Here is a 12,776-nt window from a genome sequence, read left to right on the forward strand (position 1 = left end):
GGCAGCGTGACTTGTTACTCCTAAGATACCAAAAATTGAAGACTTATCAAAGCGGACTGTTAGTATAAATATACTTGTATAAGCTCTATTGTTAGTGTGCATTGTGGAACAAAAACACAAGATGACATTTAGAATACTGCACGTTTTCCACTCTCCACTTCCTACCCTATACCAAGTGAAAAAATTTTGTGCAGTTTATCTAAACCGTTCCATCGTGCACACTAACAATATATTATATACACTTTCTTTATTGTTAGTGTGCACCACAGAACGAAATGAACAAAACGATGTATTCCACTTGTATAACCTACGGAAAATGAGTATCTTTATATTAATAAAGTTAGGCAAGACACACTGTCTGACAATGATATATTAACAATTGGGCATTGACAAGGGTAGGTTGATACTTACCCGTGTCGTTAAAGCAGGTAGCTTATAGAGGCTATTGCAAATCCATCAGATTGACCCAACGCTTCCACAGATCATTTTCATTCCTACAGATACTTTATAAGTAAACCATTTCAAGAAAATGATAATGAACAATAAGACAATTGAACTAAAGCAAATGACAGTAGCACCATTAGCTACTAAGGTAAATGAGATACAGGACAAGGATTTGTTAAGAGCTATTTGCTCATTACAGGATATTATACCGGGTATAATGGACTTTCCAATCGGTCAACCCGACTATACATATATACGTACAAGCACAAGATAAACCAGGGTATGTTATTTTTTTCATTTTAAAAGCTGCCATAATGCAGCTTTTGTTGTTTAAGGATATTCCTTAACTTAGGATATGGTAAGGACACTGCTTTTATCAACTACCGTGCTCATGGCAGTGGTTCATGCCAGCTTTGCTCAGCGTGTTGATACCATACATCAAGAGTGGGTACAGGACGACATTGGTCTTTTAAAGACCTTAGAAGCTATCGACAAGAACGATCCTGCCGCGATGGAGAAGTTCTTCTTACAATTCGATAGAGCGAAGGAGAGAGACACATTAGGGTTTGGGTGGACTGTATTCTCACAAGGTAAAGGTGCAGGTTACATAAGTGTTCATGCAGACTTCTACCATTATAAGGGAAAGATCGTTTCGTACCAGTTACACAGCAGAGCACCATCACGGAAAGAACTTATGGAGCAATACAAAACGATGTTTGCTAAGTTGCTTCCCATCGATTCTAATGGCTTCTACTATTATATGTTTAACGAGGCGGCGATACTGAAACCACTCGCAACTTACAACGGATCAAACAAGCAAATCTCAACTGATCTTCTTGCGTTAATGTCCCCAACCTCGGGAACAACCTACGGCATAGGCGGTGGTATGCCACCATCAATGTTACCTAATAGAAAAGCTTTCAATGCTCTCAAAGACAAATTATCCAATGATGACGTGATCACTTTAATGTATGCGATCAATCCTGCTACAAGGCTAATGGCATTTGAGTTCTATCGTCGTAACCGCAACCGATTCAGCAACCAGGGAGAGATCGAAGCATGGATGATCAAAGTTTATAAGGAGAAACCAACTATTGAGACCTTAAGCGGATGCTTTGTATTTCATGAACGAGTAGAGAAGCTCGTAAATCAGTTCTATATGCTTAATATGAAGGAATATTGATAACTTCCATTTTAAAGTTTAATCTTTGCTTGCTAGCATAGGGCTTACTCCTTTTGTATTCCCTCAAGGTGTTAAACGAATTACACTTTATTAAAGCGAAATGGAACTAGGCACTTAGTATCTCTGTACATTACTCTAATGTACCAGCCATCAATCGGCCAATCTTCATTGCCGTCTGAATAACGAAAAGTTGTTAGTTCACCAACAAAGGTTAATGTTGACTGCCTGTCTTTCTCGATTATATAGTCCAGCATAGTAATACGATCTTTAAACAAACTATCAACCGTTGTTATAAATGCTTCTGCTTTAGTATTACGAACTATTGATGAAGAGGTCTGTTTGATACCATAACGTAAATCTTGAAGCTCATAGTTATTGTATGAGTACTCACCGAACACTTTGTTAGGATTACCTATTGACACCTGCTTCAACTGAACCGAGTCATTCTTTGCTGAGAATCTTATATCGATTTGAAAGTGATATAGACCTTCGCTAATGTATCTTACATCACTAGTTAACAGCTCTACAGACAATTTTCCTTTTTTGTAAAATTCTTTGTAAAGAGTGATTGCTAGATTTAATAATCCTAGCAACAACCCTCCGAATGCAGCAACATCTTTCATGTAAGTAGTTCTTAAAAATTAAATTTTTTCAAATCCGAAGTTTACAAGATTGTCTAACGTTGCCTTAGCTCTATTGTAAATCCAATCAAAACCTACGATCCTCAATCTACCCTGAGTTGATTCGTTTTCTTGCTTCAATCGCTCTTTCTGTTTATCGTTCAAGGTGTGTTCGAGCCCAATGATGACTAAACACATTGGACTGAATATGTTAGGAAAGTCTTGTGATGCATATGCGTTATTCTTATTTACCCAATGCTGAAAATCTAATGCTTGTCGCTTCGCATGAGTAGCTTTTGAATGAAGCTCACCTCCAGCAGTTAAAATAGGGTCAGTTGGCTTTTCAATTTCTATTACAGTATAAGTATCGTCCATTGAACGTATCAGAAAGTCGGGAACCAGTTTGGCACCGAATCGTGGTTTCGACCAAACTTGAGCATTGAAAGGTTCGATTATGTAGGGATTGTTCTTTAGAATGGTATGGCAATCTTCTTCAGATACAGATTTACGAGATATCACTTCTTTAAATTGCTCCAATCCATAGCTATTCAAGTTAAACCATCGTAGTAACATTGCAGCAAAAAGATGGTGTTGAGCAGGTGGGTTATCCCATTTCTGTAGATTGGTCACTAATCCAATCGGAAAGTCACTCGCTTTGTCAACAGAGGTAGTTATGTTCAGCAATATATTTTTTGCACTTGCTACCCAACTTGTCGACTTGAATTCATTACCCTCGAGATTTAAGACTTTTAAACATTCAAGATGGTGTAGAAAATTGTAATACTTTGCCAACGTGCAACTGGAGATGTGACTTAGTAGAGACGTTGCGTTTAGTATGTAACGATAACCCTGTTTAGCAATTGTTATATTTTCTATAGCTTTCAGTCCATCAATGCCCCACTTCAATGCACCTAGTAAAGCTACGTTCTGTAACTCCCCTTTATAAGTGTATCCACCGTAATCATCAACTGCGAGTTTGATTACGTATCTAAGGCCATCTTCGTATCGGTATAACTCCAATAAAATCTTATTGAGGTCGTCAAGATTATTACCGGTTTCAATAAAGTCGTCAACAAGCTGTATTAAATCTTTAAAGTTCATGCAGGCGGTAAGATGCAAATTATCTTTTTTAAAAACACTTAGTTTAACAGATTAAGGTAAAGGAGTAATTGCGTATTAAGCACTTATACATCTATATACACTATTTTCTACTTGCCCCTCCCCATTTACTAAATAGGGTCGACCTATTTATCGCCCAGTCCAGTCTGTAGCAATTTCCCGTTATGAAATGTATTATGAGCGGATGACACCTGGTCTGATCGAAGCCCCCGACCTTCATTCGAAGAGAAACGAAAAATAATTGAGGCACGACCCTACCCACCCTGTCAAGGCCACTCGAAAAACCTCCTTTCTACACCGATCACCCGTTACAGGTCACAACCTATCAAGGAGAAGTGCCCGAACTGATCATCTTCTTTAAAGGTCAACTGTCCGGAACATCACTTAACACTAACCAATATGCACTTTGAATACAACCCTCACAAATTCGATAGACCAGCTCTCAACGAACCAATATTGCCGATAAGACCATTACGCATGGCTAAGCGATGGAAGGTCGCACCGCGGCATCACATGGGTAAGCACTACACTGGTCTTAACATGGCACTTGAAAGCCACTTTATGTGCATCCGTAAGGAGGTCAGAAAGCTTTACGCACAGCAAAACGAGTTCTTCTTTGATCGAGACTACCGAAATGACAACGCTGACCCATGCAGCATGCACACGATAGCGTGCAGCACACTTTATATGAACCTTGATTGCAGTTACTCCTATGAGTACGAGCTGCAGTACCATATCGAGGATAGCCCCTTTAAAGACACTATCGCATCGTTGATACGTACTGCCGGAAAGACCAAGGTCATGGAGCCCTCTATGGCAGCATACTTTGCACACATGCGTTCTTACTACAGCGATGACCCGCAATACTTCTCCTACCTCAAAGCCGAGGACGAGCAGTAAACCATCACCACACATCCACACCACAGAAAGCCTGAGCGACAACGTTCAGGCTTTTTCATTTTATCACCTTTTAATCAATTCAATTTCATGGAAACATCAAAGCAAGACCAAAGCGTCAAGAAAGCGAACGAAGCAGTAGAAAAAGCTTATCACTCGATCATCAAAGAGGTCAAACAGATCTTAGCAGCATGCCCTACCGAGGAGCTACGGACATACGTAGAGCGGACAGGCAAAACGAGCGATTCTCATTCGTTCTATTCACCGTTAGGCTACATCAGCATGGCAGAGTACTACGGTAAGCGAATGATCTCATTCGCAAAGAACTTCAAGGTGAAACCGCACATCGGTAATCACCTGGATACGCTCATCACCCGATCCATTTATAAGTTGACCAGTGTTGAGGCCACAAAGGTCAACATCGAGGATAGGATCGAAGAATATACTTACCATTACAGTAAGTACGATGATGCCTTGAAGTACACTGAAACGCTGGAAAATTATAAGAAGGATACCATACACCCTAACCAAACAGCGTAATGAAACAGGCATCAAGCACAGACCAACGCATCTTAACTTATAATGCAGAAGTACGCAAGGCATACCATAAGATCTTAAAGCAGGCAAAAGCACTCATCGCTACAGTTGAGCAGCACGAACTTAGATGCTCATTGGTACAGGCGGACCGCAGCAAACCGGTGTTCATGAATAAGGTGCACGAGTTCGTCAATCCACTGATCTACCTATGCCTGATGTGCCCTGTTGACACTTACTGCATCCACTTTGGATTCGAGGTCTACGGTAGTGGTGAGAACGACTACACAGCCCTTACTTCACGGTTCATGCGAACGCTTTATAAGTTAACAGCAGCAGAGCATACAGCGATCAACATCGAGGACTGCATCTCAACTTATAATGTGATTACTGAGTGCAACGACCTGTTCGATTACATGGAGGAAAGAGGCAAGAGCAACCACACCTTTGAACTGATACCTTACAAGCCTAAGCCTGCTAAAAGAAAGTTAATGAAGGTTGCTTAACTTATAGTAGGAGTCTTCGGACTCCTATTTACTGAAAGGCTTCTCAGGCATAAAGTCTTTCAAGGAACAGTCAAAGACGACGGCTAATTTGTTCAAATGATTAAGGTTGTACTTAGTTGGTGATTTTGAACTTTCTGCCTGTCCTATAAAGCCGTTCGATACATCTAATCGCAATGCAAGCTCTGATTGTGAAAGCCCTGCACTCTCGCGCATCTCTTTAACTCTCATAATTACATAAGTCTCAATATCCGATTTTACATTGACAGCCATCGGATACGAAAGAATTAAAACATTAGGCAATGCTTACTTAGTAATAACTAAGTATTTATTTACTTTTGTGAAGTAGTCTTGTCCACTACTTTGATTACTAACCTGCCACTTAGGACTATGTGGCATTTAAATCCTTTACCAATGTCCGATACCACACGAGGCTGGATACTATATGCCTTTTCGATGATACTGCTTTATGCAGGCATATCATTCACTCAACTCAATTCAGATTTTACCATCTGGTCTACAGCAGCAAGAACGATACTGGTCATCGGTGCCGTCCTTTTATACTACGGTGCTATGTTCCTGGCCGACCCACCCACAAAAGAATAGCCTTTTCGATCATGATCACACCAATAGCAATTCTCTTAACAATTGCCTCAATGGTCTACCTCTTACGCAAGGGATCACAAAAAGCTGTCCAGCCTCCCGAACTGACGGAATATACAGGACGATACATCTTTTATAGGGTAAACCTCAATAACGAACAGCCTCTATATCTTGACAGTACAGGTGCTGGCAAGCTACTCATCGATAAGAGCGGTCGCAGCTTCGCTTTTCATGCTAATGACAGGCTTATATACTATCGTTCAAACTACACCAGTACGATCAACGGAGAGAAGGAAAAAACTTTCACCTTTAGTGATGGCAAGGCAACTTGCTATTGGAGAGAGAAACGCCTGGTTCTATTCATTCACCTAACGCCGGATGGAATGCATGGTAACCGATATGAACTGGACCTCTCCGAGGCAACATAGACAGTTTACCTTTTAAAAGTTGACCATCACAGGCTACTACAACACACTGCATTCAATTCCAATCCAAACCATACAACAACAGATCACAACAATGAAAAGATCAATTCTATTGGCTTTTGCAGCCTTGTCACTATTCTCATGTTCCAAATCAGGAGGCAGTAACGGTACCGAAGAGGTCAAGCCCTCAACTCCACTAACACCGGTACACGAGGTCCTTGACAGCAATTCATAGCGGTCTATCCCGATTACCTTGATGTCGATTACACCAAGGTCGATGCTAACGGTGAGATAACCAAGAAACTGCTTGATGCAGCGACAAAGACGATCACTCAAAGCAATAACTTCAATAACGTTTACATAAAAGGTAAGACATTGGCATTCATATTTCGTCGAGGCAAATCGATACAGCCAAGTACCATCTCATTGAACAGCAACAGTCAACTTTATAAGGAAGTCACTAAGAACTGGTCGTGGAATGGTGTGGTCACCATCAGGAAGCAAAACTCATTGCTCACTAAAGAACAGTATGAGCAGATGGTCAAACTAAATGTAAGAGCGTTCACTACGTTCGAAACAGCCTCCATTTTATCGAAGGTTACAAGTGGTGATGTAATGATCATCAAGTTCGCGCTAGGAAAGAATAAGACCGATGACAGACAAACATTGAGTTATGACCTGCAAGCATCGACTCCGATAACTTTCACACCTCAATTCGAGATCAACTGCCTGATACCGGGTTTTTATGATAAGCAAACAGATGTTTTGGTCGACATACCTGATGGCCCTGCAAAGCCAGCTCAACGGGATCTGGGAGCAGGTGTTACCTCATATACACAGGATATGGACGGAGGCAATGCGAGAGATGCATTGAACTTCGCTATCGCAAGGCAGTATTATATAAAGTATGTGGTGCCTAATCTTTAAAGGTCAACAAACCGAAGTACGGAGCTTACCTGATTGGGTAGGCTCTACTCGTTTTCGTATTGTGGTATGATGATTATACTGGTAATATAACAAAGTTTCAATGCCCGTTGCAAATGTCTTATGTCTACGGTATAATGCTCTACATGCAAGTTGATATTGGTACGGTCAAAACCTCTGACATTATTGGTTATTAGTTCTTTGATCGTAGCTGTATTAACGATACATGAATCTAATAGTCAACTTTCCAATAACTATCAGTGGTAAACACCACTGAATACAATTTATCATCCTTAAACGTGTAAACTTGTTTGATGTCATCAATACAGGATACAAGAACCACAACGCTATAATGAACTTGCACTGGAAAATAGTCGAAGAACTTCTTGTAGAAAGCCGACTGACTCATGCCTATCCTGATGCCTTTATCAAAGGTTACTTCATGATCATAAACCTCACCTTTTAAAATATATGAATGTTTGGAAGCCTCTGGATCACTGTCAAACCATATGATAAGTTTACTGGACTTAAGGTGCAGCATATAAAATTGAATAGGCTCGGAATCCATTACTTCTGTCCTACTAGTTAGTAGAAAATTACTTAACAAGCTCTTGGCTAGTGCTCTTTCCATATGGAAAATAAACGTAATTGCTACAGGTTGCTAAGGCTAAAGTGTCGTCTTTAGTATTCTCAAGCGAGTTAAATTTAAAGTCCTTCCTTGGAGTAGCCCAGTAGTTACCCAACCTGAATGAATGTGCCGTATCAATAGCTGCTATTACTTGCGTTTTATATTGCTTCGATATTGGTTGAGTGGATCGTTGATCATAACAACCCATGTTAAAGAAAGCAATGACGAAGTAAGTTGATATTTTAATAGTAAGTTTCATTTATGATAAGGCTGACTGAACTAAGTTAGGAATAAATCAGTTAAGACAGTGCCAGTACGGTCAGAAAGATGTAAGCCTCTGTCGATAAATCGATATCGTTTTGGTAGATGTTACTCACCTGTTTTAGATGAGAGTTCATTACTTACTTTATGATAGGCATCTTTGAAACGTTCTTTTTCCCATAGAAACTTATCAGCACACAGGATTACCACACGATGTATCGTGTTCAAGATCATTAGATCTTGTTGTTGGACATCCAGTCGCCAATATGCATCTTTATCAAAGGCAGCATCTGCGCACAAAATGCTTCCAACATAATATCCGATATTATCTTCTTCAGCTAATTGAACCGAGATCCTAGTAGTGCCTTTAGGCTTATAGCCATTGAGTGATTCCACATACCGACCGGATATCGCATTTTGCCGTATAGTAAATTTGATAGCATCATCTCCTGTAGGGTGGTAATATAGTGTGATGTCATTTAACTTGTATCTCATAGCATCGTAAGGTACTTTACCAAAACTAGCAATCTTCTATGATCGTAGTCAGTGCTAGTACGGACAGAACCATGAAATGCCTTAGCTCGAAGAGGGTGTTTAAGCGAGAAAGGCATTCCCTGGATCTTTAGGTCAGTTCCACCGTGCTATTCGCAGGAAGATCGGTATGACGCAACACCTAAGCTTCTCATATCAACCGCCAGATGTTGTTACGTTCAACAAGCTCTTCAAGCACGTTTCACTCCACTGCGCCATAACGCTCAATGCCGCACATTTTTATTTCTATTCCTTTACACTAATACCACCCGCAAATAAAATGTGCAGTCATTATAAACCCACACTTCGCAATCTGTCACTTGCTTTGAGTTTAAGCAAAGGTGTTGCTCCATGAAACCTTTCTCTGCCTATGGTTGCATCTAGCTAACGCTCGATTACAACCAAAGTCAAGCGGTTTCCACAATTTTACTCACCTACGCATCGGATAAGACTTCACAACCGTCATGGGATTTGATAACCAAACATCACAAGGCCCCAGCTTCAAATCCAACGCCAGTTTTTTGTGTGAAGCATTCCTTGTAGCCGCACTCCGTGCTATCTCTACAAGGATCTTCTCCTCAATTCGTAGGTCGGTTCGTGACAAAGCCTTATCTTTCACCATGAATATTGATGAAACTAGCATATATGACCGCAGCTCGTTTATTGTCTTTGTGGATAAACTCAGAGAACAATTGATAACAGGCGATGCCACCTTCATTAACGTCGATTTGGTTGACTTCTTAGATGCATTGAACCGGTATGCGGAGGATATTCAAGGATATTATGACAACACCGGTCAGCTTGTAAATGCTGATGTTCCTAGTTGGAAAGTTTTCGCAGACCTACTGAAAGGTGCATCAATGTATGAATAGCTTTTAATAACAAAATGTGATGCATTCTGTGCGTATACCTTGCGGCTCCCCATGCACAGACCTAGATCTCAATTCGTAGGTCGTTTCGCAAAAATATTGACGACACATAAAAGAATCATAAATTGAGTTTATTACGCCTAATTGTTAGATTTCTAATTGTTTTTCATGATAGTTCATATCTAACCTCTACTAATTCACCATGGAAGTAATCGTTTTGCAGCAAAGGATATCAAGATACTTTGACGGACCGTATGATCTGATAGAGATGCAAAATTCTGATGGAGACTTTTCCTTAAACCAAGCATCCTAAAATATCTTCGGAGACATTTTAAATGTTACTTTGAGCTTACTTAAGGTAAATTAAAATAGATACCGTTAAACTGTGTACCTATAACCAAATTACCATCCTTAGTAGTTATGTAACAACGTGATTGTTCTGTATAGTTTGACGCTATATTTTCGAAAACTTTAAAATTACTTGTACTGATTAAACCATTGCCATAGGTATAAAAGTAATATTTTCCGTTATCTTGTTTACTCATCTTTTGGATTTCTCTGTAAACTCCAGGAATCGGCGGAGCTGTGTATATTTTCGACCAAATAGAATTATCGGTAGATAGATATAGCTCGGCATAATAGTTACTCGCTCCAACAAAGAAGTAACCGTTATTGTCAATAAATAAAGATTGAACATCATAGGTAAAGTTTAGAAGTACCCGATTCCACTGCATCCCACTGTTAACAGATTTATACAAATCTCCAACATCGTTTACCACATATAAATCTCCATTTACTTGCTCTGAAGGGTAGTAAAACCTGTCATTATAAGACAAGCCAGTCATTATAGATTTCCATGTAACACCTTTATTTACAGATAAGTAAATGCCTCCAAAATACGTTGTATAAATTAGCTTTCCACTTTTGGTATAATTCATATCCACAAAGTATCTCATATCGGTAATTCCTGCGCTTCTTATCTCCCAAGATTGACCTCCGTCTCTGGAATAGTATAAACCATTGTTTTGGGTCGCTGCAAATATCTCATCGGTCGATGTTGCTATCAATTTATTAATGTATAAGAAAGGTGTTATTGGAAGGGGAAATGTTTTAAGTGGATGCCATGTGATGGCATTATCATCCGAATAGTACGGATAATCATGGGCATTAAAAGCTGCTATTAACCTACCCGAGCTTAGTTTGCATAAGCTATTCACAATTGCATTGTTGGCTGGTGTGCACGAAGAGCGATACCATCCATGAGTTGGCATTATACCAGTTGCAGTTGCTTCTATTGAATCCCTTTTTATCTTTAAAGAATCAAGAAAAATCACTTTTAACGATTGTTTGCCTACTGGGCCGTTAAGCCGCCATTGAAAATTAACCAATCCCGTCTTGTAAGTAGGAATATCAACACTTGTATTATTATCGCAGCCTAAGGTTTGAAAGCGGATATATGCATTCTTTATAATGTTACCGTTATTAGTAACCTTGACTGTGATGCTATCTTTAAGCACCTTACCTAAAGTATCTATTTGATTATTCCCTTTAATAATTTCAATCTTTAAGCCTTCCGGTTTAGTTTTGGTTGGAGTCGTGTTTTTGTCTTTATGACAACTAGTTAAAATAGCAGTTGTAAGAGAAAGCAGTAGAAATGGTTTTTTCATTGTAATAAGTTGCTTAAATATAACACTTGTAGTGCATTGCTACAAGTGTTATATCTCTTCATTTCAGGCATTCTCTACTCAAAGTTAGCTTAACACCCGCACATGGGCACTTTGTTTCAAGGTAGTATCTCGTAATTGGGTATCCCGTTGAGAGCCTCCGCAATTACTCAATCTCCACCTTGCCTTAGTGCTGCCGTTCAGCAGTTCGTTGCTTCGAGAATTTCCTCGGTCTAAAACTTACTGCTATGACAGACATTACACGACTACTTAAAGAGTTTGAACGCTTTGCTTACGGACAATCCTTGCACACCGCTTCACTAGAATGCTTGATTGGGTGCTGTTACCTTTTAAAAGGCACGATAGCGAATTTGAGCAACAGGCAGCACTTGATACCTACCGCAATCATCCCAAAGTGCAACAATTGGTGCAACTTGTCACCATCATTGGCAACCTCTCAGAAGGCTTCTGCGACCCGTTAGGAGAACTTTTCATGCAAGCCATTAGCAACGGTCATAACGGACAATATTTCACTCCTGACCCTATATGCGACATGATGACGGCCATGACTATGAGCAACCCAATAGATGGGCAAAGCGTTATGGATTGTGCTTGTGGTAGTGGCAGGATGCTTTTGAGTGCAGCAAAGATCAACAGGCATCTTAAGCTTTACGGTGCAGACCTTGATATAACTTGCTGCAAAATGGCACTGCTTAACATGCTGCTTAATTCTTTACAAGGAGAGATGGCACATATGAACTCTTTAACCAACGACTTTTACAGAGGGTACAAAGTGAGCACCACACTGGTTGATGGTTATCATATGCCTCACTACATAGAGTTTACAGAGCCTGAGCAAAGTTGTATTTGGCTTCGCCCTGTAAAGGACAAAGAACTTGCCACCTGTGATCATATCCGTGATCGCATGGTGCCATATTGCCTCACGAGTGCAGCAGGGGTAAGGCTTTTTGAATTGAGTGGTGGGGCCCTAATGTGATCTGTAACCTTTACTGATTGGAGACAAGAAAATACACTCCATCTCAGCGAGATTTATGTCGCCGTCTTTCAGCAGGTCTTCGACCGCATAATTACTTTTCAGCATGGTTGAGTTCAACCTTTCATAGCTGATACTCAATCTGCGTGTCACCGAAGCTTGATCGTCGTTCAGCTGCGCATTACTGATCATGCATCCGTGCCCATAGTACAATACTACAGGTACGATCAAGAGCTTCTTTTTATACTTGAGGATTTCTGAATTACTAAGAGAGAGCGCATGGTTAGTTTTTTTGAATGCTTCGACCAATGCCCCCTTGATCTTTGACGGCGCATCCCCTATATTTAGATCGTTGATCTTTCCTTCACTATTTAAGTGAAATTTACAGAACACAGTGGAGTTGAAGCAAAGCGTATCTAGGACCGCTTCTTCAATTGAGAGATTATCATATAACGCCCTTGATATCGATGTTACCTTTTGAACTAACCTCGATCGATTTTGCCCATAGTCAGTTTTTGGATAAGCAATCAGTAGGATAACTCCCAAAACTGCGATCACTTTGATCAAATTTTTCATA

Annotated in this window: 17 protein-coding genes; 10 read left to right on the forward strand and 7 right to left on the reverse strand. The window is 40.1% G+C overall.

All coding sequences use genetic code 11. The annotated features are described in order from the left end of the window. Positions 1-835 precede the first annotated feature (835 nt). Positions 836-1,627 (forward strand): hypothetical protein, encoded by a 792-nt coding sequence (locus tag LLH06_RS00365; protein ID WP_228171251.1) that lies wholly within the window; start codon positions 836-838, stop codon positions 1,625-1,627. Positions 1,628-1,707: 80 nt separating this feature from the next. Here the strand turns inward: LLH06_RS00365 and LLH06_RS00370 are convergent, their stop codons facing one another. Together LLH06_RS00370 and LLH06_RS00375 are read right to left on the reverse strand one after the other, a co-directional pair. Further along, complete coding sequence (locus LLH06_RS00370) at positions 1,708-2,250, reverse strand: hypothetical protein (protein ID WP_228171252.1); 543 nt, start codon at positions 2,248-2,250, stop codon at positions 1,708-1,710. Positions 2,251-2,268: 18 nt separating this feature from the next. Next, the gene (locus LLH06_RS00375; RefSeq protein ID WP_228171253.1) at positions 2,269-3,348 is read right to left on the reverse strand and encodes a Shedu anti-phage system protein SduA domain-containing protein; all 1,080 of its coding nucleotides are present in this window, start codon (positions 3,346-3,348) and stop codon (positions 2,269-2,271) included. Positions 3,349-3,906: 558 nt separating this feature from the next. Between LLH06_RS00375 and LLH06_RS00380 the strand changes: the two genes are divergently transcribed. From LLH06_RS00380 to LLH06_RS00390, 3 genes are all read left to right on the forward strand, one after another. Next, positions 3,907-4,266, forward strand: coding sequence for a hypothetical protein (locus LLH06_RS00380; protein ID WP_228171254.1), 360 nt, complete (start codon positions 3,907-3,909; stop codon positions 4,264-4,266). An 87-nt stretch (positions 4,267-4,353) separates the two neighbouring features. Continuing rightward, on the forward strand, positions 4,354-4,803 hold the full coding sequence (locus tag LLH06_RS00385) for a hypothetical protein (RefSeq protein ID WP_228171255.1): 450 nt from the start codon (positions 4,354-4,356) through the stop codon (positions 4,801-4,803). Continuing rightward, positions 4,803-5,303, forward strand: coding sequence for a hypothetical protein (locus LLH06_RS00390; protein WP_228171256.1), 501 nt, complete (start codon positions 4,803-4,805; stop codon positions 5,301-5,303). Before LLH06_RS00385 ends, LLH06_RS00390 begins: the two co-directional genes overlap by 1 nt. A 24-nt stretch (positions 5,304-5,327) precedes the next feature. Here LLH06_RS00390 and LLH06_RS00395 read toward each other — a convergent pair whose 3' ends face one another. Continuing rightward, positions 5,328-5,573: a helix-turn-helix domain-containing protein gene (locus LLH06_RS00395; protein ID WP_228171257.1), complete on the reverse strand. Its 246-nt coding sequence runs from the start codon at positions 5,571-5,573 to the stop codon at positions 5,328-5,330. A 141-nt stretch (positions 5,574-5,714) separates the two neighbouring features. Between LLH06_RS00395 and LLH06_RS00400 the strand changes: the two genes are divergently transcribed. The 4 genes from LLH06_RS00400 to LLH06_RS00415 all read left to right on the forward strand — a co-directional run bounded on the left by LLH06_RS00400 (position 5,715) and on the right by LLH06_RS00415 (position 7,255). After that, positions 5,715-5,906 carry a hypothetical protein gene (locus LLH06_RS00400; RefSeq protein ID WP_228171258.1) on the forward strand — a complete coding sequence of 64 codons (192 nt, stop codon included), beginning with the start codon at positions 5,715-5,717 and terminating at the stop codon, positions 5,904-5,906. An 11-nt stretch (positions 5,907-5,917) separates the two neighbouring features. Continuing rightward, positions 5,918-6,331, forward strand: a complete 414-nt coding sequence (locus LLH06_RS00405) for a hypothetical protein (protein WP_228171259.1) — start codon at positions 5,918-5,920, stop codon at positions 6,329-6,331. Positions 6,332-6,422: 91 nt separating this feature from the next. Then, on the forward strand, positions 6,423-6,563 hold the full coding sequence (locus tag LLH06_RS00410; protein ID WP_228171260.1) for a hypothetical protein: 141 nt from the start codon (positions 6,423-6,425) through the stop codon (positions 6,561-6,563). Positions 6,564-6,703: 140 nt separating this feature from the next. Further along, positions 6,704-7,255, forward strand: a complete 552-nt coding sequence (locus LLH06_RS00415) for a hypothetical protein (RefSeq protein ID WP_228171261.1) — start codon at positions 6,704-6,706, stop codon at positions 7,253-7,255. A 229-nt stretch (positions 7,256-7,484) separates the two neighbouring features. On the opposite strand, the gene LLH06_RS00420 is transcribed toward LLH06_RS00415, so the two are convergent. Beyond that, a complete protein-coding gene (locus LLH06_RS00420) occupies positions 7,485-7,883 on the reverse strand; it encodes a hypothetical protein (protein ID WP_228171262.1) in 399 nt (132 codons plus the stop codon). Between the two features lie 366 nt (positions 7,884-8,249). Beyond that, complete coding sequence (locus LLH06_RS00425; RefSeq protein ID WP_228171263.1) at positions 8,250-8,636, reverse strand: hypothetical protein; 387 nt, start codon at positions 8,634-8,636, stop codon at positions 8,250-8,252. Between the two features lie 500 nt (positions 8,637-9,136). Between LLH06_RS00425 and LLH06_RS00430 the strand changes: the two genes are divergently transcribed. Then, positions 9,137-9,544: a DUF7660 family protein gene (locus LLH06_RS00430; protein WP_228171264.1), complete on the forward strand. Its 408-nt coding sequence runs from the start codon at positions 9,137-9,139 to the stop codon at positions 9,542-9,544. 350 nt (positions 9,545-9,894) lie between these two features. Here the strand turns inward: LLH06_RS00430 and LLH06_RS00435 are convergent, their stop codons facing one another. Further along, on the reverse strand, positions 9,895-11,208 hold the full coding sequence (locus LLH06_RS00435; protein ID WP_228171265.1) for a hypothetical protein: 1,314 nt from the start codon (positions 11,206-11,208) through the stop codon (positions 9,895-9,897). 322 nt (positions 11,209-11,530) lie between these two features. Between LLH06_RS00435 and LLH06_RS00440 the strand changes: the two genes are divergently transcribed. Next, entirely contained in the window at positions 11,531-12,202 is a 672-nt protein-coding gene (locus LLH06_RS00440) for an N-6 DNA methylase (RefSeq protein ID WP_228171266.1), read from the forward strand. On the opposite strand, the gene LLH06_RS00445 is transcribed toward LLH06_RS00440, so the two are convergent. After that, complete coding sequence (locus LLH06_RS00445; RefSeq protein ID WP_228171267.1) at positions 12,194-12,775, reverse strand: hypothetical protein; 582 nt, start codon at positions 12,773-12,775, stop codon at positions 12,194-12,196. The two genes, LLH06_RS00440 and LLH06_RS00445, sit on opposite strands and share 9 nt — an antisense overlap. Position 12,776: the final 1 nt, after the last annotated feature.

Origin of the sequence: Mucilaginibacter daejeonensis, from assembly GCF_020783335.1 — a bacterium.
Taxonomy (GTDB): domain Bacteria; phylum Bacteroidota; class Bacteroidia; order Sphingobacteriales; family Sphingobacteriaceae; genus Mucilaginibacter; species Mucilaginibacter daejeonensis.